This is a genomic window from Shewanella sp. NKUCC05_KAH (assembly GCF_019345585.1).
GTDB classification, from domain to species: domain Bacteria; phylum Pseudomonadota; class Gammaproteobacteria; order Enterobacterales; family Shewanellaceae; genus Shewanella; species Shewanella oncorhynchi.
In genome coordinates this window covers 329,793-354,142 of the sequence record NZ_JAHKQZ010000001.1, presented here as the reverse complement: position 1 = coordinate 354,142, position 24,350 = coordinate 329,793, and the positions used below count along the sequence as shown (strand labels likewise).

Annotated in this window: 24 protein-coding genes; 14 read left to right on the top strand and 10 right to left on the bottom strand. The window is 46.7% G+C overall.

The annotated features are described in order from the left end of the window. Positions 1-3 precede the first annotated feature (3 nt). From mnmA to rluE, 3 genes are all read right to left on the bottom strand, one after another. Positions 4-1,122: a tRNA 2-thiouridine(34) synthase MnmA gene (gene mnmA, locus KO533_RS01500; RefSeq protein ID WP_173244504.1), complete on the bottom strand. Its 1,119-nt coding sequence runs from the start codon at positions 1,120-1,122 to the stop codon at positions 4-6. Between the two features lie 307 nt (positions 1,123-1,429). Then, complete coding sequence (locus KO533_RS01495; RefSeq protein WP_219252596.1) at positions 1,430-1,924, bottom strand: NUDIX hydrolase; 495 nt, start codon at positions 1,922-1,924, stop codon at positions 1,430-1,432. A 45-nt stretch (positions 1,925-1,969) separates the two neighbouring features. Continuing rightward, positions 1,970-2,755, bottom strand: a complete 786-nt coding sequence (rluE, locus tag KO533_RS01490; protein ID WP_251073324.1) for a 23S rRNA pseudouridine(2457) synthase RluE — start codon at positions 2,753-2,755, stop codon at positions 1,970-1,972. A 343-nt stretch (positions 2,756-3,098) separates the two neighbouring features. Here rluE and KO533_RS01485 point away from each other — a divergent pair, with 343 nt between their 5' ends. Continuing rightward, positions 3,099-5,324, top strand: a complete 2,226-nt coding sequence (locus tag KO533_RS01485) for an NADP-dependent isocitrate dehydrogenase (protein ID WP_105252673.1) — start codon at positions 3,099-3,101, stop codon at positions 5,322-5,324. A 320-nt stretch (positions 5,325-5,644) separates the two neighbouring features. Here the strand turns inward: KO533_RS01485 and cspD are convergent, their stop codons facing one another. Beyond that, the gene (cspD, locus tag KO533_RS01480) at positions 5,645-5,851 is read right to left on the bottom strand and encodes a cold shock domain-containing protein CspD (protein WP_006081937.1); all 207 of its coding nucleotides are present in this window, start codon (positions 5,849-5,851) and stop codon (positions 5,645-5,647) included. A 194-nt stretch (positions 5,852-6,045) separates the two neighbouring features. Here cspD and clpS point away from each other — a divergent pair, with 194 nt between their 5' ends. Together clpS and clpA are read left to right on the top strand one after the other, a co-directional pair. After that, positions 6,046-6,354 carry an ATP-dependent Clp protease adapter ClpS gene (clpS, locus tag KO533_RS01475; protein WP_006081936.1) on the top strand — a complete coding sequence of 103 codons (309 nt, stop codon included), beginning with the start codon at positions 6,046-6,048 and terminating at the stop codon, positions 6,352-6,354. Between the two features lie 43 nt (positions 6,355-6,397). After that, on the top strand, positions 6,398-8,665 hold the full coding sequence (clpA, locus tag KO533_RS01470) for an ATP-dependent Clp protease ATP-binding subunit ClpA (RefSeq protein WP_173244515.1): 2,268 nt from the start codon (positions 6,398-6,400) through the stop codon (positions 8,663-8,665). Positions 8,666-8,781: 116 nt separating this feature from the next. Here clpA and infA read toward each other — a convergent pair whose 3' ends face one another. The 3 genes from infA to aat form a co-directional block, all read right to left on the bottom strand. After that, entirely contained in the window at positions 8,782-9,000 is a 219-nt protein-coding gene (gene infA / locus KO533_RS01465) for a translation initiation factor IF-1 (protein ID WP_006081934.1), read from the bottom strand. 82 nt (positions 9,001-9,082) lie between these two features. Further along, on the bottom strand, positions 9,083-9,793 hold the full coding sequence (locus KO533_RS01460) for an arginyltransferase (protein WP_028759740.1): 711 nt from the start codon (positions 9,791-9,793) through the stop codon (positions 9,083-9,085). Then, positions 9,780-10,493, bottom strand: a complete 714-nt coding sequence (aat, locus tag KO533_RS01455) for a leucyl/phenylalanyl-tRNA--protein transferase (protein WP_173244518.1) — start codon at positions 10,491-10,493, stop codon at positions 9,780-9,782. Before aat ends, KO533_RS01460 begins: the two co-directional genes overlap by 14 nt. A 54-nt stretch (positions 10,494-10,547) precedes the next feature. Between aat and KO533_RS01450 the strand changes: the two genes are divergently transcribed. Next, positions 10,548-11,018 carry a glycine zipper 2TM domain-containing protein gene (locus KO533_RS01450; protein ID WP_028759742.1) on the top strand — a complete coding sequence of 157 codons (471 nt, stop codon included), beginning with the start codon at positions 10,548-10,550 and terminating at the stop codon, positions 11,016-11,018. Between the two features lie 70 nt (positions 11,019-11,088). After that, positions 11,089-11,841, top strand: coding sequence for a Nif3-like dinuclear metal center hexameric protein (locus KO533_RS01445; RefSeq protein ID WP_219252592.1), 753 nt, complete (start codon positions 11,089-11,091; stop codon positions 11,839-11,841). Between the two features lie 153 nt (positions 11,842-11,994). Here KO533_RS01445 and KO533_RS01440 read toward each other — a convergent pair whose 3' ends face one another. Continuing rightward, complete coding sequence (locus tag KO533_RS01440; RefSeq protein ID WP_219252582.1) at positions 11,995-12,951, bottom strand: AEC family transporter; 957 nt, start codon at positions 12,949-12,951, stop codon at positions 11,995-11,997. A 271-nt stretch (positions 12,952-13,222) separates the two neighbouring features. After that, positions 13,223-15,292: a methionine--tRNA ligase gene (gene metG / locus KO533_RS01435; RefSeq protein WP_219252580.1), complete on the bottom strand. Its 2,070-nt coding sequence runs from the start codon at positions 15,290-15,292 to the stop codon at positions 13,223-13,225. Between the two features lie 160 nt (positions 15,293-15,452). Here metG and apbC point away from each other — a divergent pair, with 160 nt between their 5' ends. The 9 genes from apbC to KO533_RS01390 all read left to right on the top strand — a co-directional run bounded on the left by apbC (position 15,453) and on the right by KO533_RS01390 (position 22,533). Beyond that, positions 15,453-16,568 carry an iron-sulfur cluster carrier protein ApbC gene (gene apbC, locus KO533_RS01430; protein ID WP_006086266.1) on the top strand — a complete coding sequence of 372 codons (1,116 nt, stop codon included), beginning with the start codon at positions 15,453-15,455 and terminating at the stop codon, positions 16,566-16,568. Between the two features lie 11 nt (positions 16,569-16,579). Next, positions 16,580-17,218, top strand: a complete 639-nt coding sequence (gene udk / locus KO533_RS01425) for a uridine kinase (protein WP_028759746.1) — start codon at positions 16,580-16,582, stop codon at positions 17,216-17,218. Between the two features lie 30 nt (positions 17,219-17,248). Continuing rightward, a complete protein-coding gene (dcd, locus tag KO533_RS01420) occupies positions 17,249-17,830 on the top strand; it encodes a dCTP deaminase (RefSeq protein WP_028759747.1) in 582 nt (193 codons plus the stop codon). Between the two features lie 5 nt (positions 17,831-17,835). Further along, positions 17,836-18,645 (top strand): aminodeoxychorismate lyase, encoded by an 810-nt coding sequence (pabC, locus tag KO533_RS01415; protein WP_219252570.1) that lies wholly within the window; start codon positions 17,836-17,838, stop codon positions 18,643-18,645. Continuing rightward, on the top strand, positions 18,642-19,679 hold the full coding sequence (mltG, locus tag KO533_RS01410; RefSeq protein ID WP_105252663.1) for an endolytic transglycosylase MltG: 1,038 nt from the start codon (positions 18,642-18,644) through the stop codon (positions 19,677-19,679). Before pabC ends, mltG begins: the two co-directional genes overlap by 4 nt. A 22-nt stretch (positions 19,680-19,701) precedes the next feature. Continuing rightward, complete coding sequence (gene tmk, locus KO533_RS01405) at positions 19,702-20,328, top strand: dTMP kinase (protein WP_028759750.1); 627 nt, start codon at positions 19,702-19,704, stop codon at positions 20,326-20,328. Then, on the top strand, positions 20,322-21,278 hold the full coding sequence (gene holB, locus KO533_RS01400) for a DNA polymerase III subunit delta' (RefSeq protein WP_219252569.1): 957 nt from the start codon (positions 20,322-20,324) through the stop codon (positions 21,276-21,278). The genes tmk and holB overlap by 7 nt, the downstream gene beginning before the upstream one ends. Positions 21,279-21,284: 6 nt before the next feature. Continuing rightward, positions 21,285-21,611, top strand: coding sequence for a PilZ domain-containing protein (locus tag KO533_RS01395; RefSeq protein WP_028759752.1), 327 nt, complete (start codon positions 21,285-21,287; stop codon positions 21,609-21,611). A 133-nt stretch (positions 21,612-21,744) separates the two neighbouring features. Next, positions 21,745-22,533: a YchF/TatD family DNA exonuclease gene (locus KO533_RS01390; protein WP_219252566.1), complete on the top strand. Its 789-nt coding sequence runs from the start codon at positions 21,745-21,747 to the stop codon at positions 22,531-22,533. A 241-nt stretch (positions 22,534-22,774) separates the two neighbouring features. Here the strand turns inward: KO533_RS01390 and rsmF are convergent, their stop codons facing one another. After that, the gene (rsmF, locus tag KO533_RS01385) at positions 22,775-24,220 is read right to left on the bottom strand and encodes a 16S rRNA (cytosine(1407)-C(5))-methyltransferase RsmF (RefSeq protein WP_219252562.1); all 1,446 of its coding nucleotides are present in this window, start codon (positions 24,218-24,220) and stop codon (positions 22,775-22,777) included. Positions 24,221-24,350: the final 130 nt, after the last annotated feature.

The window sequence follows — 24,350 nt, the reverse complement described above, 5'->3', positions numbered from 1 at the left end:
GCTTTACCCTCGGATTAATTGATCTATGATGCCGCCACCTAGGCAGACCTCACCATCATAAAATACCGCAGACTGTCCAGGCGTCACCGCCGCAACAGGTTCATCGAAGACCACGCGCAAGGTGTGTTCATCTGTGTAGGTTAATGTACAAGGCACATCTTGTTGGCGATAACGGGTTTTCACTGCGATATGACAACCATCGACAGGCCCAGTTCTATCTACCCAATGCAGTTGGTTAACTGTCATGCCGGTCGACATCAAACGGGGATGGTGTCCGCCTTGACCCACGATCAATACGTTACGCTCAAGATCTTTATCGACCACATACCAAGGATCGTCATTGCTGTTTTTCATGCCGCCAATGCCTAAGCCTTTACGTTGGCCTAAGGTGTGGTACATGAGTCCTTGGTGCGTGCCTATGACTTCGCCTTCTGGTGTTTCAATATTGCCAGGCTGCGCCGGTAAATAAGTCCCTAGAAATTCAGTGAACTTGCGCTCACCGATAAAGCAGATGCCAGTACTGTCTTTTTTGTCATGGGTGATTAAGCCCATTTCTTTCGCAATTTCACGAACTTGATGTTTTTCGAGCTCACCGACAGGGAACAGGCTTCGGGCAACTTGCTCATGGCTAAGGGTGTAGAGGAAATAACTTTGATCTTTATTGCCATCAACGCCACGGAGCATTTGCGTACTGCCGTCGCTGTTATCGCGACGGCGAACATAGTGGCCCATGGCGATGTAATCGGCGTCGAGGATTTCGTCGGCAAATTCTAAAAATGCCTTAAATTTTATCTCTTTGTTGCACATGATATCGGGATTTGGCGTGCGGCCGGCTTTGTATTCGGCGAGGAAATACTCAAATACATTGTCCCAATATTCGGCAGCAAAGTTGACTGTATGTAGCTTGATCCCAAGCTTGTCGCACACGGCTTGGGCGTCTTTTAAATCTTCTGCGGCCGCGCAGTACTCGTTATTGTCATCTTCTTCCCAGTTCTTCATGAAAAGGCCTTCAACCTGATAGCCTTGCTGCATAAGCAAATAGGCTGAAACAGATGAATCTACACCGCCGGACATGCCGACAATGACTTTTTTTCCTGTATGAGTGGGTTCGATTGATGTCATAAATCCTAAAAACCATTGAGTATGTGTGTTGGCTAGGTGGATGAATTTAAGCCGCGACATTGAGCGCGTAACAAAAATACCTAACCTAACTAAAAATATGGGCTAACTAAAAATCCAAGCTAACTTTACATCTAGGTGCTGTGCTGCTGATTGCTAAATCAAACTTTGCCAGCGCTATCAAATAAAATGAGTCCGCAAACTGTCAGTAAACCTCGCATTTACGGCCAACTATTTATTTGCTGTACAAGGCCTCTGCAGTAGCACACGCATTAAGCTTAGCCAGCCGTTTATGCGGGGCGGTATTCTATCACGCCTTGCTCGCTTGGGCTATCGTGAGGCGGTCACTATTGAGTAGGCTAAGGGGATAAGTTTGGCCATTTTGTGCCTGATTGAGATAGTCTTTTAAGCAATCGAGTACTAAGGGACTGCGCAGTAAAGAGGACTTGGCTTCTATCTGCGCAAGACTTAACCAATGCGCACTATGGATCGCTTTATCCTGCGGCGCAGGTGAGGGCATATCATCTAACTGCACGAAAAAAGTAAAGCGCACAAAGGCTAAGTCTTCACTGGCGCTGAGTTGATAAATACCGACGAGTCCTTGGGCTTTGAGTGATAACCCCGTTTCTTCAAACACTTCGCGCTCACAGGCTTGGATCAAACTTTCATTCGCTTCTAAGTGACCCGCAGGTTGATTAAAGCGTTGCTCGCCTTCAATCCACTCTTCTACCATCAGATATTTGTCCTGTGAAGTTGCATGAACAATACAAGCGACGGTCACATTGGGTTTATATCTTTGACTCATAGAGCCTCCTTTGAGTGGATTGGAACGCAGAGATTAGGCTGAAATTTAGACTTCATCACCGAGACGGATGCATTTATGCTCACCCGATGGCAAATTATCTAGACTCCATTGGCCTATTTTATAACGGATTAATCTTAAGGTCGGAAAACCGATATGCGCTGTCATGCGTCTGACTTGGCGGTTGCGGCCTTCATGAATTTGGATTTCTAGCCAAGTTGTTGGGATATTTTTGCGCTCTCTCACCGGTGGATTACGTGGCCAAATGTCAGGTGAATCCATGATTTTGACTTTAGCAGGCAGCGTTATACCATCATTTAATTCAACACCTTGGCGCAGTTTTGTCAGTACATCTTCCGTCGGTACGCCTTCTACTTGCACCCAATAGGTTTTAAAGGTTTTCTTTTTTGGCTCTGTCAGCCTTGCCTGTAATTGACCGTCATTGGTCAGCAACAACAAGCCCTCACTGTCTCTGTCTAAGCGGCCTGCGGCATACACGTCAGCAATCGGGATATAGTCTTTTAGGGTCTTGCGACCTTGTTCATCGGTAAACTGGCAAAGTACATCAAAAGGCTTATTAAACAGCACAATAATCGGCGCAATCGTTTGGCTCTGCACCGGTTTTGCCGCCGCAATTGCGCGTCGATTAGGATTTTTAAAGGGTTCTTTCTTTAAACTGCCATTGGCATTTCGTGCTGGCGCCACTTTGCTATCTACGGCGGTAGCGCGGTTGGCAGGGCCTCTGCTGGCGGGCTTAGCGGGTTTAATCGGGCTCTTGGCTGGGGAACTAGCGCTGGCATTGGCACCTTTAGGTTGAAACTTGTTTTTGGTCATACTTTTGCTAACAGGAGGTTGAGACACGCTTACCTGACTTGATTGAGTCGTTAATGTGGTCATAGTGTACTTGGCATTCGCCGTTAGTGGAATTTGAATATTATTGCGAATGCTCTATGATGTCGGCCAGAAAATGTGATCTGTGCCTAAATGTTTATTAGGTTTTAATGAGTCGTTGTAACAAATTTTAGCTTGCGCGCAAAGACAGAAGGGCATTGAGAATTTGAAAGGTGAGGGCGTGGTCGATTGCCTTGATTGATATTTTCCCTGTGCTCAGATTTGTTTGCCATGCTATAAAATTATTATAAAAAATATTAAATTTTACAATAATGTAGGATGTAACATGAAAGATAACTCATCAACAATTATTTACACTGAAACAGACGAAGCGCCAGCACTGGCCACCCTCTCACTCTTACCTATTATCAGAACGTTTACCGACGCCGCGGGCGTTGCGGTTGAAACCCGTGATATCTCGTTATCGGGCCGTATTATTGCCAGTTTCCCTGAGCAACTGACTGAAGCACAAAAGATTGGCGACCATCTGACAGAGCTTGGCGAGTTAGCGAATCAGCCAGAAGCGAATATCATCAAGTTACCAAATATCAGTGCTTCGATCCCACAATTAAAAGCCTGTATCCTTGAACTGCAGCAAAAAGGTTACGACATCCCTAATTATCCGGATGAGCCAAAAACCGACGCTGAAAAGTCAATTAAAACACGTTACGACAAGATTAAAGGCAGTGCGGTAAACCCAGTACTGCGTGAAGGTAACTCAGATCGCCGTGCCCCATTATCGGTGAAAAACTTCGCCAAGAAAAACCCGCATTCCATGGGGAAATGGGCCAAAGATTCCAAGTCACACGTTGCCCACATGACTGACGGTGATTTCTACGGTAGCGAGCAGTCTGTGACTTTATCTGATGCGGGCAGCGTGAATATCGTACTGACCCAAAAAGATGGTCAAGAAGTGGTGCTCAAATCCGGTCTTAAGCTGCTGGCTGGCGAAATTATCGATGCTGCGGTATTGAGTAAAAAAGCCTTAGTGAGCTTCTATGAGCGTGAAATCGAAAACGCCAAAGCAGAAGATGTGCTGTTATCGCTGCATCTGAAAGCCACTATGATGAAAGTGTCTGATCCTATTATGTTTGGTCACGCTGTGAAGGTCTTCTTCAAGCCAGTATTTGACAAACATGCGGCGCTTTTCGCTGAATTAGGCGTTGATGTTAACAACGGTTTTGGTGATGTTTATGCCAAAATAGCGACATTACCTGCTGATAGCCGCGCCGAAGTCGAAGCCGATATCGCCGCCGTTTACGCTGCGCGTCCCGCATTGGCTATGGTTGATTCTGACAAAGGTATCACCAACTTACACGTACCAAGCGACATCATTATCGATGCGTCTATGCCTGCTGCGATTCGTTCATCTGGCCAAATGTGGGGACCAGACGGTCAACTGCATGACACTAAAGCCATGATCCCTGATCGTTGCTATGCCGGTATTTACCAAGAAACGATTGCTTTTTGTAAAGAGCACGGCGCTTTTGATCCTAAAACCATGGGCAGCGTGCCAAACGTGGGCTTGATGGCGCAAAAAGCCGAAGAGTACGGCAGCCACGATAAGACCTTTGAAATTCCTGCTGACGGTGTGGTTAACGTTGTCGATGCCAGCGGTAAGGTATTGATGAGCCATAACGTCGAAGCGGGCGATATCTGGAGAATGTGTCAAGTTAAAGACGCACCAATCCGTGATTGGGTCAAACTGGCCGTGCGCCGTGCCCGTTTAAGCAATACTCCCGCAGTATTCTGGTTAGATAGCAAACGTGCCCACGATGCGCAAATCATTGCAAAAGTGCAGCAGTACCTGCCAGAGCATGATACTGATGGCTTAGACATCAGCATCATGTCTCCAGAAGATGCGACGCGTTTGTCTTTGGCTCGCATCAAAGAAGGCAAAGATACGATTTCAGTTACGGGTAACGTTCTACGTGATTACCTGACTGACTTGTTCCCTATCCTCGAGCTAGGCACCAGTGCCAAAATGCTGTCAATCGTTCCATTAATGAACGGCGGCGGTCTATTTGAAACAGGTGCGGGTGGTAGTGCGCCTAAGCACGTGCAACAGCTTGAGAAAGAAGGTCACTTACGTTGGGATTCGCTCGGTGAATTCTTGGCTCTGGCGGCGTCTCTTGAGCATTTAAGCCAAACCGTGGGCAATCCAAAAGCCCAAGTATTAGCCGATACTTTAGATCAAGCCATTGGCCAATTCTTAGATAGCAATAAATCCCCATCAAGAAGAGTCGGTGAGCTGGATAACCGTGGCAGTCATTTCTACTTAGCCATGTACTGGGCACAAGCCTTAGCAGCGCAAACGGGCGATGAGCAGTTACAAGCTCACTTCATTCCGTTAGCGCATGCGCTCGCGGCGAATGAGCAAGTGATTGTGGCTGAATTAGCGACGGCACAAGGTGCACCAGTCGATTTAGGTGGTTACTACCGTTTAGATGCGGCTAAGGCTGAAAAAGCCATGCGCCCAAGCGAGACGTTGAACAAGCTGTTGATTGCTTAATCCCGCTCGTTATCACTTTTAGATGGCGTGTGCGTCAGTGTGGGCCATCTAAGGTGATGTAAAGCTGTAAGTCATTAGACTGATTTTAAAAAAGGATCTGCATTGCAGATCCTTTTTTATACCTAAATTTGCTGTCGAGACCGATGATAAAATCTTTTTGCAGGGATGCAATGGGTGATGTGCAGCAATTGAACTTGAATTAAATTCATGCGAAATGATGATGAGCGATGCAGCATTAAGTGGTGAGAATTGATGAAACACGCAGCAATAAAAAGGCAGGGACAAGTCCCTGCCTTTTAGATCATTGGCCTCACCAAACGTTATTTTGTTGGTGAAATGGCTGAAGCGTGCATCCCTTTTGGACCGGCTTCTACTTCAAATTGAACGGGTTGGCCTGCTTTTAGAGTTCGATAGCCTTCCATTTCAATGGTAGAATAGTGTGCAAAAACGTCCTCACCACCTTGATCAGGGCAAATAAACCCGAATCCTTTGGCGTTGTTGAACCATTTAACAGTTCCGCTTGCCATACTTCCACTTCCTTCTGTTGTCTACTTACCAGTAAGATAGTAAAACCTGTATAGACGGGTATTCGTTCACCGTCTGCACAACAGAATGTAAGGAGTAAATGCGGAAGTCAAGCTAAAATTAACAAAGGGGTAACAACTGATTAATTTGAACGGATCAATTGGAAGAGGCCAACACGAGAGGCTAGTATTAAAAAATGGCAAAGATAGGAAATATTGAACACGTTGAAGAACGTGTCGAATCAGAGTTAATGCCGCCTTCGATGTATAAGGTGGTACTCAATAATGATGATTACACCCCAATGGATTTTGTGATTGAAGTTTTGCAGGTTTTCTTTCGCAAGAACGAGCAGGAAGCGACCGATATCATGTTGACGATCCATCACCAAGGAAAAGGGATTTGCGGTATTTTCCCGTTTGGGATTGCAGAAACTAAGGTGATACAAGTAAATCAATTTGCAAGACAAAACCAACATCCGTTACTGTGTTCGTTAGAGAAAGCATAAAACCGCTTTACTCTGTAGTCTGTTGTTAATTTTGGGGGTGCTTATGCTGAACAAAGATCTGGAAGTCACCTTAAATCTGGCGTTTCAGCAAGCCAGAGACGCGCGTCACGAGTATATGACAGTGGAACATCTGTTATTAGCTCTGATCGACAATCCTGCGGCTCAAGAAGCGTTAATCGCCTGTGGAGCGAATCTAGATAAACTCAGAGATGAAGTGGCAAGCTTTATCCAACAAACAACCCCAATCATTGCCGATATTGATGATGACAAAGAAACTCAGCCGACGCTTGGGTTCCAGCGAGTGCTGCAACGGGCAGTATTCCATGTGCAGTCATCGGGTCGCAATGAAGTGAACGGCGCTAACGTGTTAGTTGCCATTTTCAGTGAGCAAGAATCCCAAGCCGTGTATTTACTGCGCCGCTGCGACATTAGTCGCCTCGATGTAGTGAATTTTATTTCCCATGGTTTCGCCAAAAATGATGATGCTGAGTCACATCAAGATCAAGAACGTGTCGAAGAGCAGGGCGAAGGCAGCGAAGAGCGTAGTATGTTGTCGCAATTTGCGTCCAACTTAAATCAACTTGCAAAGCAAGGGATCATCGACCCTTTGATTGGTCGCGACCAAGAAATTGAGCGCGCGATTCAAACCCTGTGCCGTCGCCGTAAAAATAATCCACTGTTAGTGGGTGAGGCGGGTGTAGGTAAAACAGCGATTGCTGAAGGGTTAGCGTATCGCATTGTCAATAAACAAGTACCCGATGTAATGCTTGAAGCGACAGTGTATTCCTTAGATTTAGGTTCACTGCTGGCGGGAACTAAGTATCGCGGTGACTTTGAAAAACGCTTTAAGAACCTGTTAAAAGAACTGGCGGCGGATAAGCATGCCATCCTATTCATCGATGAGATCCACACCATTATCGGTGCGGGCGCGGCCTCTGGCGGCGTAATGGATGCCTCTAATCTGCTGAAACCTTTGCTATCTAGCGGCAATTTGCGTTGCATGGGCTCGACTACTTTCCAAGAATATCAAAGTATTTTTGAGAAAGATCGCGCACTTGCACGTCGTTTCCAAAAGGTGGATATCAATGAGCCTTCAGTGGAAGAAACCACTAAGATTTTGATGGGGCTTAAGTCTAAATACGAAGAATATCATGGGGTTCGTTATACTCAGGCCGCGATCAGCAGCGCTGCAGTATTGTCGGCCAAGCACATCAACGACAGGCATTTACCCGATAAAGCCATCGATGTGATTGATGAAGCGGGTGCGCGTATGGTGATGCTGCCTATGAGTAAACGTAAAAAGACCATAGGCCAGGCCGAGATTGAGTCGATTGTGGCGAAAATGGCACGTATCCCTGAGAAGTCGGTATCCGCTACTGATAAGGACTTACTGCGTAACCTTGAGCGCAACCTTAAGATGGTGGTCTTTGGCCAAGATAAGGCCATTGAGAGTCTGAGTTCGGCCATTCGCTTATCGCGCAGTGGCTTAGGTGCTGACCGAAAACCTGTGGGGAGCTTCTTATTCGCCGGTCCCACCGGTGTGGGTAAAACCGAAGTCACTAACCAACTGGCCAACTGCTTGGGGATGAAACTGGTGCGCTTTGACATGTCTGAGTACATGGAAAGCCATACAGTGTCACGCCTGATTGGTGCGCCTCCTGGTTATGTGGGTTATGACCAAGGTGGCTTGCTCACGGATGCAGTGATTAAAAATCCGCACTGTGTCGTGCTATTGGATGAAATTGAGAAGGCCCACCGTGATGTCTATAACCTGCTGTTGCAGGTGATGGATCACGGTACTTTGACCGATAATAATGGTCGTAAGGCTGACTTCAGACATGTGACTTTGGTGATGACCACTAACGCGGGTGTACAGGAGACTATTCGTAAGTCTATTGGCTTTACCCAGCAAGATCACACCCAAGATGCATTATCTGAAATTAATCGAGTATTTTCGCCAGAATTTCGAAATCGTCTCGATTCCATCATTTGGTTCAATCATTTGGATATGACGATTATCGCCAAAGTGGTCGATAAATTCTTGGTGGAATTGCAGGCTCAGTTGGATGCAAAACACGTTACTTTGGAAGTCAGCGACGAAGCCAGAACCTTGTTGGCCGAGAAAGGCTACGATAAGAACATGGGCGCACGTCCAATGGCTCGGGTCGTGACCGAATTGATCAAACGTCCATTGGCTGACGAGATATTATTTGGTGTCTTAGAGTCAGGCGGAGTGGCGCATGTGGATGTGAAGGAGGGCGAGATTGTCATTCGTACCGAACGTCACGAAAAAGCGACAACAAAAGCTTAATGCTTGATTATCCATTAGTTTTAGACATAAAAATGGCTGCAATTGCAGCCATTTTTTTCATCTTTCGCAAACAAAAAAACCCGGCCTTGCCGGGTTTTTAAATCTAAGAGGCTATATCAGCGTGCGCGGAAGACAATGCGACCTTTGGTCAGATCATAAGGAGTCAGCTGGACGGTAACTTTATCGCCAGTGAGGATCCGGATGTAGTTTTTACGCATTTTGCCTGAAATGTGGGCTATCACCACATGACCATTTTCAAGCTCTACACGAAACATTGTGTTTGGCAAGGTTTCAAGGATAGTGCCTTGCATTTCAATGTTGTCTTCTTTCGCCATTAATTAATTATCCCATTAGCCTTCGAATATAAAAAACGGGCGTATCATGCCCCAAATTCCCCCCGCTGTAAAGGGGAAGTACTTAGCAAACTTGGGAATACTCCCAGCCCGTCGGTGTCAGAATTTGATAAGGGCGATACAAACGCTTGTAAGACATCTTACGGTTTTCATCTATTTGATATCCGAGATAAACAAATTCTTTATTCATGAGTTTCGCCAGTCGACACTGAATTAAAATTAACAGTGCACCGAGGGAGCGATGTTCTTCGTCGGGGTCAAAATAGCTGTAAATTGCCGAAAGACTATTGGGCAAACTATCAGTGACCGCAACTGCCAATAATTTATTTCCATCATAGACTTCGATAAACGTTGGCGGTAACCAATGGCAAAAAAGAAAGTGATTATATTGATCTTCACTCGGGGGAAACATGGGGCCGTCAAAATGTCGCCCACGAATGTAATGTTCATATAGCGTATATTGCTCGGCGGTTTGCTCCGATGTTATACGCCAAGTCAGATCTTGGTTTTTTGCTAAAGTGCGTTTTTGGCGTTTCGATGGGACAAATTCATGCGTTGGCACACGGATTGGTTGGCATGCACTGCATCTAGGGCAGCGAGGTTTGTAGATAGAGCTACCACTGCGGCGAAAACCCACCGCGAGCAAACGCTCAAATAAAATGGGATCGAGCGTATCTTCTTGGATGACGAGTAGCTGCTCCTGCTGGCCATCAAGGTAGCTGCAGGGAAATATTTGACTGATACCGATAGCGATCGACGCTTTACTCGAGTTCAAGGATGACCTCTTTAGTGGCCCAAGTATTTGGGTCCACGGGATTGTTTCTCAGTTCGCTCAGTAACGTTATAAAATCAATGCGTTTAATAGCTTTAGCTCCCAAACTTTCTAGGTGGGGATTCATCACTTGTGCGTCGATGAGTTTGAATCCCATCTTGAGTAAATGTTGTTGCAGTGCTGCAACGGCGGCCTTGGACGCATTGGTTTTACGGTGAAACATGGATTCGCCGCAAAATACTTGGCCGATCGCTAAGCCGTAAAGCCCACCGATTAAACGTTCACCTTCCCACACTTCAATGGAGTGGGCATGACCTGTTTGATGCAATTCGCGATAGGCCATTTGAATTTCTTGGGTGATCCAAGTGCCGCTCTGTTTTTCTCTTGGCTGCGCACATCCCGCCATCACATCGGTGAAAGCGTGATTGATTGTGATCCGCCAAGGTTGTTTTTTTAAGTATTTACGCAGGCTGGTGCTGATGTGAATTTCACCTGGAATAAACACGGCGCGGGGATCCGGCGACCACCACAGGATGGGATCGTCAGAATTAAACCAAGGAAAAATACCGTTGTAGTAAGCAGAAAGTAAACGTTCAGGACGTAAGTCGCCGCCGATAGCCAATAAACCATTAGGATCGGTTAAGGCGAGCTCGGGCGAAGGAAAAGCGTCAAATTCGTGATTCAGGAAAGACAGTGACTTCACAATTGAGTATGATTTAGTTATAGACCTTATTATTAAGTTAGCGGAAATTCAGATATGTGGAAACCTACTCTAGCAAGCTTTATGTTTATTTTTGCTTTTATCATTAGTCCCGCTAATGCTGGCTATGATCGCAATCAAGCCGTGCCAGTTGAGAAAGTACTCTATGGCGATATCACTTCGGTACGTAATATCACCGAAACCCAGTTAATTGAAGACCGTAATCAAGGTTGGAAAACCTTCGGCGGCGCCTTAGCGGGTGGGGTGATTGGTAATCAGTTTGGTGGCGGGTCGGGTCGAGATGTTGCGACGATTTTAGGTGCCTTGATTGGTGGGGGTATCGGTAACCGTTATGGCAGCGGTACTAGCGTGCAATCGTTTAAGCTGGTGGAACTGATGATCAATCAAGAAGATGGTACTCAGGTCATGGTGATCCAAGATTACGATGCTGGCATGACGTTTAACGCGGGTGACAGAGTTCGAGTGGTGTACCTGCAAGGTGGCGTGCGTGTTGATATCGCGATGTAAGCGATTGTCTCATCTTGAATAAGTGCTCATCTTCAGTAAATGGTCATCTAGAGTAACGGACGGTAATGCAATGACACGGACAGAACTAAGCCAATATTTAGCCGATTTTTTACATGTGTCGGCCTTTAAGGATTACGCACCCAATGGGCTGCAGGTAGAAGGCAAGGATGAGATCCGAACCTTAGTCACGGGCGTGACAGCTTGTCAGGCCTTGATCGATGAAGCGATTCGATTAAACGCCGATGCGATATTGGTTCATCACGGCTTTTTTTGGAAGAATGAGCCTGAAGTGATCACAGGCATGAAACAACGCCGAATTAAGGCGCTGCTCAAGCATGATATTAGCTTGTTTGGATATCATTTACCCTTAGATGCCCACCCAATGCTCGGTAATAACGCGACTTTGGGGAGACAGCTTGGGATCATCGACGCAGAAGCCATCGAAGATGTGGCTCAGGGGCTACTGTGGCGTGGAAAACTTGATCTTGCAGTCAGTGCTAGCGAATTTTCTCACACCCTTGAGAATGCGTTAGGCAGAGCCCCACTGCACATTGGTGATCGCGATGCTAAGATCCAACATGTAGCTTGGTGTACTGGTGGTGCACAGGACTATATCGATGTTGCGGCGAGTTTAGGTGTGGATGCGTTTATCAGTGGTGAAGTGTCCGAGCGAACGTTCCACAGTGCGGTAGAGCAGGGCATACATTATTTTGCGGCGGGGCACCATGCGACAGAACGTTTTGGCATTCAAGCTTTAGGCCGTCACCTCGCCCGCGAGTTTGATCTCGTGCACCATTTTGTGGATATCATCAATCCGGTCTAATCCATTCATAAAGCGGCTTATGATGACCATCTAACTGTTTTATTCCTAAACGAAAGGCGAGCATGGCTCGCCTTTTTTATTGTGGTTTTATTGTTACTTATAGTCACTCAAATCCGTTCCTCTAGCGTTTGTGCAATCAGCTCTTAGCTGCTGCTAGATTAGCTCCAAAGTGGACAATATAAAGATGCCTAAGGTGCACGTGATCAGCGAGCAGACTGTGGTTAGCGCAATAATATTGGCCGCAAGGGGCGCATTGCCACCCATGGCGCGCGCCATCACATAGCTTGCGGCTGCGGTGGGTGCAGAACTCATTAAAAAAACCAGTGCTAACTCAATCCCTCGATAACCCAACAGCAAGGCCCCAATAGTGATAAAAAGCGGGGCAAAGATCAGTTTCAATGCGGTCGAGAACCAAGTTGTATGCTTTTCATGTTTGAGTGAACCAATATCGAGCGAGCCGCCGGTACACAGTAGCGCTAATGGCAGGGTCATATTGGCAAAGTATTGTCCCGCATCGAGCACCATTTTCGGTACTGGAATAGCAAGCAAATAGAACAACATGCCTGCCATAATGGCAATGATCAACGGGTTTTTGGTGATGGTCTTGATGATCACGCCAAATGCACGTTGGCTGGATTCTTCGCCTTTAGGGCTTAGGCAAATAACCGCTTGAATGTTATACAGCAGCGTCATCGAGGCAACATAGACTGCGGCTAAGGCAACACCAGAACTCCCATAGGCGTTGGAAACGTAAGCTAAGCCGATAATGGCGGTATTGGCCCTAAAACCCCCTTGAATAATCACTCCTTGGTCTTTGTGCTTGGGAAATAGCCGCCCAGTTGCATAGGTGGAGAGTATAAAAAACAGGAAATTGGCCGCTAAACCATAGCCAATCAAGGGCGCACTGGAGGCGAGATCGTGATTGGAGCTAATGATGCTAAGGAACAGCAAGGCTGGCAGCGTCACGTTAAAGACTAATCTTGATGCGACATCAATAAAGTTTTCATTGATGATTTGGGTGCGTTTTAGGATCACACCGAGCGCTAACATCAAACAGATGGGGCCCGTAATCGAGGCCGAAAACAGCAACTGCTCAACGATATTTCCCATAACGACTCCTCGAGTTATTCATTTAGCACTGCGTCGATTTTAGACTTGTCACTGATATGAATGTCACATTGCCGTGAATATCTTGTCGATAGAAATACGAGTTTTAACTCGGTCTCTTAAACCACTCAGTTAAAATTAAATGGCTTAAACTCAGTCTTTTAAAAGACTGCGTGACACTTGCGACCACGAATCGGCTCAAACAATCGATATCAACAAATAAGGCCACATAAAATGCGGCCTTATTGATTTTTCGAGCACTATCTAGCGCAGATTACTTAACCCGCATGCCAGGCTGTGCGCCTTCATGGGGTTCTAAAATCCACAGGTCGCTGCCACCAGGGCCAGCGGCCAAAACCATGCCTTCTGACATACCAAAACGCATCTTACGTGGCGCTAAGTTAGCCACCATCACAGTTAGTTTGCCTTCAAGGTCTTCTGGCGAATATGCCGATTTGATCCCTGCAAACACTTGGCGTGTTTCGCCACCGATGTCGAGCTGCAACTTCAGTAACTTGTCAGCGTCAGCAACATGCTCGGCTTTCACGATACGAGCGATACGCAGGTCGATTTTCGCAAAATCATCAAAGTTGATGGTTTCACTGATAGGATCGTTAACCAGAGGCTCACTGCTGACATTAGATGATTCAACCGTTTTTTCAGGCGCAGCCGTCTTTGGTGCATCGGCCGTGACTTGCAGGTTATCCTTGGAGTCGGCAACCATAGCATTGACTTTATCCAGCTCAACACGTTGCATCATGGCTTTGAATGGCGCGATTTCATGACCCGCTAAATCTTGGTTCAATGCACTCCAAGTGAGCGGTAGTTGGAAAAAGGCTTCCACATCTTGGGCTAAACGTGGCAATACAGGTTTGAGATACGTCACTAGAATACGGAACAGATTCAAGGCATTTGAACACACTTGATGGGCCGCTTCCTGTTGATCATCGTGTTTTACCATTTGCCAAGGCGCAGCATCGGCTACAAAACCGTTAGCAATATCCGCTAGTGCCATGATTTCGCGCATTGCTTTGCCGTATTCGCGGCCTTCGTAAAATTCGGCAATCACCTCTTGCTTGGCTAGAAACGCCTCAGTCAGTGTGGTGTCGTTAATTTTCGCTAGCTTGCCATCGAAACGTTTAGTGATAAAACCTGCGGTGCGCGAGGCTAAGTTCACTAGCTTACCGACTAAGTCTGAATTCACGCGCTGGGCGAAATCTTCGAGATTTAAATCTAAATCGTCGATACGGCTGCTGAGTTTGGCGGCGTAGTAGTAACGTAAATATTCAGGATCTAAATGATCTAAATAAGTTCGCGCTTTGATGAAAGTGCCTTTGGATTTTGACATCTTAGCGCCGTTGACCGTCACATAGCCGTGGGCATAGACGCTGTTTGGCTGGCGGTAACCAGAGCCGTGTAACATGGCAGGCCAAAACAGACTGTGGAAGTAGACTATGTCTTTACCGATGAAGTGATAAACCTCGGCGGTTGAATCTTTGCCCCAGAATTCCTCAAAGCTCAGCTCAGGGCGTTTGTCACAGAGGTTTTTGAACGAACCCATATAACCGATAGGCGCATCTAGCCAAACGTAGAAATACTTACCTGGCGCATCGGGAATTTCGAAACCAAAATACGGCGCATCACGGGTGATATCCCATTGCTGCAGACCTTGATCGAACCATTCGTCGAGTTTATTGGCCATTTCGACTTGCAGGGCACCAGAGCGAGTCCACTCTTTTAGCATGCCTTCGAAGGCGGGCAGGTCGAAGAAAAAGTGCTCAGTGTCTTTCATCACTGGTGTCGCACCCGATACTGCTGATTTTGGATTGATGAGCTCAGTTGGGCTGTAAGTCGCGCCGCAGGCATCACAGTTATCGCCGTATTGATCCGGTGACTTACACTTAGGACAAGTGCCTTTTACGAAGCGGTCGGGTAGGAACATGGATTTCTCAGGATCGAACAGCTGAGAAATACTCTTGCTCTTGATATAGCCATTCGCACGTAGCTTGAGATAAATATCACTCGCCAGTACGCGGTTTTCATCGCTGTGGGTGCTGTGATAGTTATCGAAGGCGATATTGAAATCGGCAAAATCCTGCTGATGTTCTTTGTTCACTTGGGCAATCATGTCTTCTGGCGCTATGCCTAATTGCTGTGCTTTAAGCATGATTGGCGTGCCATGGGCGTCATCGGCACAAATATAGTGGCACTCATGTCCACGAAGCTTTTGATAACGCGACCAGATATCTGTCTGTATGTATTCCAGCATGTGACCTAAATGTATCGGTCCGTTTGCATAGGGAAGTGCGCTGGTCACGAGAATTTTACGTTGTGAAGTTGCCATCTTGTCTCAAATATCGTGGTGGGCCAAAAATATTGGTAGAGATACTAACCGATTACAGGATGATTTTCATCAAAACCTGAGCCAATTGAGCTAAATCTGCGCTAATGTTTTCTGCATTATCTGGTACACTTGGGCAAATTTATTGGTGGGGGTAATTCTTTTGTCTTCAACTCAAACTGATTATCGTCTGAATGACGATCTTCTCGGGCCAGTTCTGGCTATTCTCGATTCATTTGTTGACCCGTATCTCGCGAAAGGGTTAGTGAGCGCAGGATGCGTAAATAAGCTGGCATTGGAAGGTAAGCGTTTGCAGCTTGGCTTAGTCTATCCATACCCTTGTATGACTCAGTATCGCGACACTGTCATGGCGCTGACGAATAAGTTAGCGGTGCTCGATGCTATTGATGAAGTCGAGTGTGAAATCGATTTTCAACCTAAAGCCTACTCAGCGTTATCTTCTATTGCGCCGATTGCCAATGTGAAGCAAGTGATTGCCGTAGCCTCAGGTAAGGGCGGCGTGGGTAAGTCAACCACAGCGGTGAACTTAGCTTTGGCATTAGCGGCCGAAGGTGCGCAGGTGGGTATTCTCGATGCCGATATTTACGGCCCGTCAGTGCCTATGATGTTAGGTATCCCTAATTTCAGACCGCTTTCCCCCGATGGCAAACATATGACAGCCGCCAGTGCCCATGGTATTGCCGCGCAGTCGATTGGTTTTATGCTCAGTGGTGATGAAGCTGCCGTGTGGCGTGGCCCAATGGCCGCGGGCGCGTTGGCCCAGTTACTGAATGAAACCCAATGGCCAGAACTGGATTATTTAGTCGTTGATATGCCACCAGGCACAGGGGATATTCAGCTCACGTTATCGCAAAAAGTCCCTGTGAGCGGCGCTGTTATCGTGACTACACCGCAGGATATCGCGCTGGCTGATGCCAAGAAGGGCATCAATATGTTCCAGAAAGTGAACATTCCTGTGCTGGGTATAGTCGAGAACATGAGTTTCCATTTATGTCCTGAGTGTGGTCATAAAGAACATCCATTTGGAACTCACGGCGGCAGTAAAATCGCTGAACGCTATCAAGTTCCACTGTTAGGCGCTTTGCCGCTGCACATCAATATCCGTGAAGCCATGGATAATGGTGCGCCGACCGTCGTTGCCGATCCTGACAGTGAAGTCGCAGCTCTTTATCGGGAAATTGCCCGTAAAGTGGGCGCAGAATTGGCTTTAAAGCAAAGCCAGAAAACAGTTTCTATTAGTGTTTCAGATGACGAGTAAGGTTTAAGGGTATGAATTCTCAGCAGTGTGTCATTATTGCAATTGCTGGCGCGTCAGCATCGGGCAAAAGTTTAATTGCCAAAACGATTTTTGACGAATTGCGCCGCGATTTAGGCACAGATCAAATTGGGGTAATTAATGAAGACGCGTACTATCGCGATCAGAGTCATTTATCCATGGATGAACGGGTATTAACGAATTACGATCATCCAAAAGCGCTGGACCATCAACTGCTGTGCACGCATTTACAGTTGCTCAAGTCTGGCGAAGCTGTTGATATCCCTTGTTATAGCTATACAGAACATACACGCACTGCAGAAACCTTAAAGATGACACCGAAAAAAGTGATCATTTTAGAAGGTATCTTATTGCTGACCGATCCTAAGTTACGTGCCCTGATGGACGCGAGTGTGTTTATGGACACGCCGCTGGACATTTGTTTCCTACGTCGCTTAACTCGTGATGTGGCCGAGCGGGGCCGTACGATGGAATCTGTGATTTCACAGTACAAGAAAACCGTGCGTCCTATGTTCTTACAGTTTATCGAACCATCGAAACAATACGCCGACATTATCGTTCCCCGTGGCGGCAAAAATCGTATTGCGACCGATATTTTAAAGACTCGTATCCAACATTTACTGGCAAAATAACGACATAAAACTCAAGGAGTAATAGGCAAGATGCGCTTAACCGATATCGAAATTGAACAGGCCCTTGATAACGGCACTATCGTAATAGAACCTCGCCCAGGCATAGAAGCTATTTCAGGCGTCAGTGTTGATGTGCGCTTAGGTGGACAGTTTCGCGTCTTTAAAGATCATACCGCGCCTTTTATCGACTTGAGTGGTCCAAGTGCTGAGATGCAAGCGGCGCTCGATCGGGTGATGAGTGAGATTATCGAAATCCCCGATGGCGAAGCATTTTTCTTGCATCCTGGCGAATTGGCTTTGGCTGTGACTTACGAGAGCGTAACTTTACCTGCCGACATCGTCGGTTGGCTTGATGGCCGTTCGTCTTTAGCGCGTTTAGGCCTGATGGTACACGTAACGGCGCACCGTATCGATCCGGGTTGGCAAGGTAAAATTGTGCTCGAGTTTTATAACAGCGGTAAGTTACCTTTAGCTTTGCGTCCACGCATGACTATAGGTGCGCTTAACTTTGAACGCTTAAATCATGCGGTTGCACGTCCTTATAACACCCGTAAGAGTGCCAAGTACAAAGATCAGCAAGAAGCGGTGGCTAGCCGTATCAGTCAGGACTAACACGCGTGTTCTGGGTGAATGGCGCATCGCAGGCAAGTGTCGACCCTTCCGATCGAGGGCTTGCCTACGGTGATGGTCTGTTTGCAACGATGCGAACGGACGCTGAGGGGATTATGTTTTTTGAAGCCCATCAAGCCCGTTTAACCGCAGGCGCCGCAAGGCTTGGATTTCAATGGCAAATGAGTAAAGCATTGCAACAGCAACTGAATACCTTAGCTATTGAATATCCTCATCATTGCATTAAGTTAATCGTTTCCCGTGGTGCTGGTGGCCGTGGCTATACACCGCCAGAAACGGTTAATCCTACTGAAATCGTCTCAGTTCATACTATCCCCGGCCATTATGCTCAGTGGCAGCAACAGGGTATTAGCCTTAAAACTTCGTCGGTACGATTGGGTTTGCAGCCTCTGTTGGCAGGGATGAAGCATTTAAATCGACTCGAACAAGTTTTGATTAAATCACACTCTTTACCACAGGGATTTGATGACTGGTTAGTCAAAGATATCGAGGAGAATGTGATTGAATCTTCGATGGCGAATGTGTTTTTTATCAAAGATAATCGCATTATCACGCCTTCATTAGCCCTGTGTGGCGTGGCGGGTGTGATGCGCGAACAGATAATGTTGGCCTTGCTTGAACAGAACATGAATATCGAATGTTTGCCCGTTGGCGCCGAGCGTTTAATTGAATTTGACTCAGCGTTTATCACTAACAGCGTTTTAGGGATTGTGGATGTACTGGCGATAGACTCGCTCAAGTTCACCCGTGCTCCGATTACCGCGCAACTTAGACAGACACTTTCACTCACTCTATGAAAAAAATTATTATTATCGCCAGTTCAACCCTGTTGACCTTGCTAACCTTAGTCTGTTTGGGTGCCTTTTGGGGCTATCAAACAGTTGTCGAATACAGTCAAACGCCGCTGAGCCTCAGCGAGCCTAAAGAGTTGAAGGTTGAGCGCGGCACCAGTGTGAATCAACTGGCACAGCAACTTGCCGATGACGGCGTTATTCAAGATACGTGGAAACTCAAGTGGCTACTTAAGTTTCGTCCTGAGCTTGCCAAAATTCGCACGGGACTTTATGAAATATCACCTTCACAAACGATTACTGATTTACTCAATGATTTGATCGCTGGGAAAGTAAAAACCTTCAGTTTGACCTTAGTTGAAGGTAAAACTATTGTGGAATGGGAACAACAGCTTACCAGTGCTCCGCATTTACAAATGTCACCAGAAGCATTTGCAGCGGTATTGATGGCACAAGGCGATGATTCTGGTTTGCCTGAGGGAAAATTCTTCCCCGACACTTATCATTATACCGCCGAGGCGGATGCTAAAGTCATGCTGACTCAAAGCTATAAAATGATGGAGCAGGAGCTTGCCAAAGCGTGGGCGGAACGGGCGCCTAATTTACCGTTAAAATCGCCCTATGAAATGCTGATTTTGGCATCGATAGTTGAAAAGGAAACCGGCCAAGCCCATGAGCGTGAGCAAATCGCCGGTGTATTTGTTAATCGTCTTAACCTAGGTATGCGTCTGCAAACCGATCCGACCGTTATTTACGGTATGGGCGATCGCTATAAGGGCAATATCACCCGCAAAGATTTAGTTGAAGAGACGCCTTTTAATACTTATCGCATCTTTGGATTACCGCCGACGCCGATAGCTGCACCGAGTAAAGCCTCATTGATGGCCGTGTCTAAGCCCGCCAGTGTGAGTTACCTTTATTTTGTATCGCGCAATGATGGCACCCATGTGTTTTCAACCACGCTTGAAGAACACAATCACGCCGTAGACGTCTATCAGCGTAAGACAAAACCAGCGACGCCAGAAAAATCACCAAAGTAAAAATGCAGAGAAAGAAAATCCAATGTCAGTTTTTGCAAAATTTATCGTTATTGAAGGCTTAGAAGGCGCAGGTAAGTCGAGTGCGATTAACCTTATTCGCGACTTTATTGAAAAGCATACGGGTAAAGCACCGATTTGCACCCGCGAACCGGGCGGTACACCATTGGCTGAACGTATCCGTGATTTAGTTAAGATTGCCGATGCGAACGATCCCCTGTGTGATGAGGCCGAGTGTTTACTCATTTATGCTGCCAGAGCTCAGTTAGTTGCCAATGTCATAAAGCCCGCGCTTGCGCAAGGGCAATGGGTATTGGGTGATAGACACAATCTATCGTCATTAGCTTATCAAGGTGGTGGCAGAGGGTTAATGCCGTTAGTGGAAGCGGTGAGCACTGCAACACTAAAGGGATTTAAACCCGATCTTACTTTGTACTTAGATTTAGATCCTAAGCTTGGGCTTACCCGTGCAGCTAAACGTGGTGAGCTTGATAGAATTGAGCAACAAGCGATTGATTTCTTTGAGCGAGCACGCGCTACATATCTCAAACTTGCCAGCGAAGACGACAGTATTGTGGTTATAGACGCGAGCCAAACTATGGCCGAAGTGCACAAAGATATCTTAGCCGTGCTTCAGGCGATGGTATGGTAGCCGAGTCCGGATTTACGGCTGAGCAATTACCTTGGCTCGAAGGGCCAAGACAGGCATTTTTAGCGCAATTAGCGTGTCAAAAAATACCTCACGCACAACTCGTGGGCATTGATTCAGCCTATGGCGGTGAGTTGCTGAGTGTGTTTATGGCACGCGCGGCTATGTGTTTGCAGCCAACGCCTGTGGGAGCGTGCGGTTTTTGCAAGTCTTGTCAGCTCTATGATGCGGGCAATCATCCTGATTTTTATCATATCGCCGCCGATGGCAATCAAATTAAAGTCGATCAAATTCGTGAGCTGTGTACGCGTCTGACAGCCACCGCACAGCAAAGTGGCAGGCGTGTAGCGATTATCCACCACAGCGAGCGTCTTAACTCCGCTGCCGCGAACGCACTCCTTAAAACCCTTGAGGAGCCAGGTAAAGACACCTTACTGATTTTGCAGTCGGATACGCCTGCACGTTTGATGGCGACGGTTAGCAGTCGTTGTCAACGCATTCCTTTTGTCGTTCCTAGTAGAGAGGTCATCAAAAACTGGCTTGCCCAGCGATGTGGTATTCAAGAGGATGTGACTTGGTGTTTGAGTGTGGTGGGGGGGCCGTTAAAGTTGGCTGAGAGCTTGCAGTCTGAGTGTAGCCAACAGAGTCGGTATCAATCCTTGCTACAATTTCGCAAAGATTGGGCACAAAGTTTGTCGTCTGGTCATCTGTGTGCTAGTTTGTTAATAATAAGTGAACAACAAATAATTGATGTTCTTAAGGTTTTGTACCTACTTATACGACAGGTTTTACTGAAAAATAGCCATCAAGATGCGTTTGTTCATGTGCAGCTCGGGAATTTGGCGGCTAAGATCATGGGAATGTGTCATAGCTTAAGCACAATGCCGAGCGTCAATTATCTGGCCCTGTGTCAAAGTTATGTCTTAGAATATAGAGAGATAACAAATAAGTAATATGCCATGGTAGATCTCGTCGTTAATTTTGATACCTTACATCAGTTATATCGTGCCTATATGCCTTTCATTAAGCCGGCAGGATTATTTATTGCGACCAGTGAAAGTCATTATCTTGGCCAACCGCTGACGATTGCGTATCGTTTACCCGGCGCAACCCTCACTAATGAATTTCGTGGTGTTGTGGTGTGGATTAATCCCTTAGGAGCGTCGGGTGGCCGCCCTGTGGGGATTGGCATTAAAATTATTTCTGAGCCAGATAGCCATAAACACCATATCGAAAAGTTACTGTCCCGTGAACTCGCCTCCGGCGATCTAACCTGCACTATGTAGCTTAGCCTGCATTATTGATCTGGTTTAAACGTTTGCTCACTGCCTAAACTGGCTATTTACTTCTGTTGAATTTGACCTCGATCCCTTGGCTGGGTATCCTTGTCGTCCTTTGTTACTCTGCTTGGAAATCCTTGTGCTTATTGATTCACACTGCCATCTCGATCGCCTCAAAGCGGCGCCTGATCAACAAACCTTAGAACAGATTTTTGCTAATGCTAAAGCCCGTGGCGTGGACTATATGTTGTGCGTGAATGTACGCCAGCAGGGATTTGAATCGATGCGAGATAAAGTTGCAGCCTTCGAACAGGTATTTTTGTCATCGGGTGTGCATCCATTAGACGTTAAAGAAGGCCTCGATGTTGAGCAAATCCGCCGCTTTGCCACCGATCCTAAAGTGGTCGCGATTGGTGAAACTGGGTTAGATTATTTTTATGCAGACGACACTAAGCTGTTGCAACAGCAATGTTTTGAGCAGCAGATTGCCCTTGCGGTAGAAGTGAATAAACCTTTAATTGTCCATACCCGTGATGCACGTGAAGATACGATCAATATGCTTAAGCAGGGTAACGCGGATAACGTCGGCGGCGTGCTGCATTGCTTTACCGAGAACTGGGAGATGGCGAAAGCGGCGATTGATCTCGGCTTTTATATTTCGGTTTCAGGCATAGTCACTTTTAAAAATGCGGGTGATCTACGAACCGTTATCCGCAAAGTGCCTCAGGATCGCCTGTTGGTTGAAACGGACTCGCCCTATTTGGCGCCGATCCCACACCGTGGACAAGAGAATCAGCCTGCCTATGTGCGCGATGTGGCTGAGTTTGTGGCAGAGCTTAGAGGTGAGCGTTACGAAGATCTTGCTGAATACACCAGCAATAACTTCTTTAATTTATTCAAAGATGCAGCGCGTTTAGTTGGCCGTTAGCCGCAAGTGCTTTGACCCATTTTATGCGATTGCGTGATTGTTAGCGTACAGGCATAAAAAAAGGCCCAAAACGATTAAAGCTGTTTGGGCCTAGGGGAATGGCTCGTTGAAGAGCCGTGCGCTACAGGTGAAAGCGCCATGCAGTGCGCTTTACAATAGACTCAGTGTAGTCGAGCTTTTGTCTTATAGTCGCGCTCACTTTCCCCTTTTTTAGGTTATTTATCGCTAAAAAACAGCGAAATTATAACGATTTTGTCTGTTCTGGTAGCAGTAACACTTTATCTTTCACTAAGTCTCTGGGTAGGTTGTTTTTTAACTTATTGCCTAAATGTTTCGCCATGCCTAAGGGTGCACCGCCATAACAGACTATCACTTCACCTTGAGCTTTCACTGCGGTGTTTAGGGCAATATCTCGCCCCATCAAATACTCTTTCGCTTCAACATCGCTTACATCGACCGTTTTTGCGGTTGGGCTGAGCTGTTTTCCTGCTAATGCAATAATCGCTTCATGGCGGACTTTAAAGCCGTGTTTACTGTTATCGGCGAGTTTAATACCAATGCGCTGAAAGCGCATACGGCCAATTAAAGCGTTGAATTCATGCGGAAATAGCCAGAATTCATCATCGCGAACCATGATGAGTTCGTCCGGTAAGCTGATGCCTAAATCCTGCTGAAAATAGTCTTTTATTCCTTGGGCTTGTTTCGCTGATGCGGGCGTGAAGGGAAAGTTTTTCTGTAGTGTAGGCTCTGGTTGTAAACGCGGCACTGAGGCGGTTTTTGTCAATTTAGCGACAAAGAAACCTTCACTGTCGTAAATCTGTGGCCAGACATGTAAGAAGCCTTCGGGCGTTGTAGCTCGATCTGCGCCATCAAATAAATCGCTTAAGGATTCAAATTGCACCGCATCGCCGTAGACTTGCTTTAAATACTCGCACACGCCTTGGTTTTCGAGGCGGTTTAAGGTGCAGGTTGAGTAGACCAAACAGCCACCGGGTTTCAGGGCGAGAAACGCCGATTCGATTAAGGCTTTTTGGGTTTCGCTAATCGCCAGCACATCGTCTAGGCTCCAGTGTTTTAACGCATCGGCGTCTTTACGCACTGTGCCTTCACCGCCACAGGGCGCATCGATAAGCACGGCATCAAAACTTTCGTACAGGTATTCGCCAAATACACGGCCATCGAAATGGGTGAGGGCGCAGTGGCTCGCGCCCATGCGCAGCACATTGGCGTGCAATACTTTCACGCGGCTCGCCGAATACTCATTAGCCACCAATAAGCCTTGGTTTCGCATTAATGCGGCCATTTGCGTGGTTTTTGAACCGGGTGCGGAGGCGAGATCAAGTACGCACTGCCAATGTGCATTCGGTGTAAAAAGTGCGGTCGGCGGCAACATAGAGCTGGCTTCTTGAATGTAGAATAGACCCTGAATGTGCTCTAAGGCATTGCCGAGCTGTTCTTCTTCGTCGTAACTGATCCAAAATCCGTCTTCACACCAAGGAATAGGATCGAACGTCCAGCCCTTAGGTTGCATCAAGGTCTTAAAGTCGTCACTGCTGATTTTTAAGGTATTGACCCGAATTGAACGTCTAAGCGGCCTGTCGCAGGCGGCAATAAACTCGTCCATGGATAAATGGGCGGGGAGTTCTTGGGTGATTGTATCGATAAAATTTTGATTTAATTGGACCATTGATTTCATTGAACCATAGGAAAATAGACTGTGTATCAACTGGCGCGAGTATATCATAATCCCTTATTGGGTCTGAGATTTTCTCCCGAGCAGCCAAGGCTGCTATTGTGATTTAATGTTTATGCTCTGA

Bases quoted from the DNA above. Each gene is read 5' to 3' on its own strand.
- mnmA (WP_173244504.1), bottom strand. From the start codon at position 1,122: ATGACATCAATCGAACCCACTCATACAGGAAAAAAAGTCATTGTCGGC.
- KO533_RS01495 (WP_219252596.1), bottom strand. From the start codon at position 1,924: ATGAGTCAAAGATATAAACCCAATGTGACCGTCGCTTGTATTGTTCAT.
- rluE (WP_251073324.1), bottom strand. From the start codon at position 2,755: ATGACCAAAAACAAGTTTCAACCTAAAGGTGCCAATGCCAGCGCTAGT.
- KO533_RS01485 (WP_105252673.1), top strand. From the start codon at position 3,099: ATGAAAGATAACTCATCAACAATTATTTACACTGAAACAGACGAAGCG.
- cspD (WP_006081937.1), bottom strand. From the start codon at position 5,851: ATGGCAAGCGGAACTGTTAAATGGTTCAACAACGCCAAAGGATTCGGG.
- clpS (WP_006081936.1), top strand. From the start codon at position 6,046: ATGGCAAAGATAGGAAATATTGAACACGTTGAAGAACGTGTCGAATCA.
- clpA (WP_173244515.1), top strand. From the start codon at position 6,398: ATGCTGAACAAAGATCTGGAAGTCACCTTAAATCTGGCGTTTCAGCAA.
- infA (WP_006081934.1), bottom strand. From the start codon at position 9,000: ATGGCGAAAGAAGACAACATTGAAATGCAAGGCACTATCCTTGAAACC.
- KO533_RS01450 (WP_028759742.1), top strand. From the start codon at position 10,548: ATGTGGAAACCTACTCTAGCAAGCTTTATGTTTATTTTTGCTTTTATC.
- KO533_RS01445 (WP_219252592.1), top strand. From the start codon at position 11,089: ATGACACGGACAGAACTAAGCCAATATTTAGCCGATTTTTTACATGTG.
- KO533_RS01440 (WP_219252582.1), bottom strand. From the start codon at position 12,951: ATGGGAAATATCGTTGAGCAGTTGCTGTTTTCGGCCTCGATTACGGGC.
- metG (WP_219252580.1), bottom strand. From the start codon at position 15,292: ATGGCAACTTCACAACGTAAAATTCTCGTGACCAGCGCACTTCCCTAT.
- udk (WP_028759746.1), top strand. From the start codon at position 16,580: ATGAATTCTCAGCAGTGTGTCATTATTGCAATTGCTGGCGCGTCAGCA.
- dcd (WP_028759747.1), top strand. From the start codon at position 17,249: ATGCGCTTAACCGATATCGAAATTGAACAGGCCCTTGATAACGGCACT.
- mltG (WP_105252663.1), top strand. From the start codon at position 18,642: ATGAAAAAAATTATTATTATCGCCAGTTCAACCCTGTTGACCTTGCTA.
- tmk (WP_028759750.1), top strand. From the start codon at position 19,702: ATGTCAGTTTTTGCAAAATTTATCGTTATTGAAGGCTTAGAAGGCGCA.
- holB (WP_219252569.1), top strand. From the start codon at position 20,322: ATGGTAGCCGAGTCCGGATTTACGGCTGAGCAATTACCTTGGCTCGAA.
- KO533_RS01395 (WP_028759752.1), top strand. From the start codon at position 21,285: ATGGTAGATCTCGTCGTTAATTTTGATACCTTACATCAGTTATATCGT.
- rsmF (WP_219252562.1), bottom strand. From the start codon at position 24,220: ATGGTCCAATTAAATCAAAATTTTATCGATACAATCACCCAAGAACTC.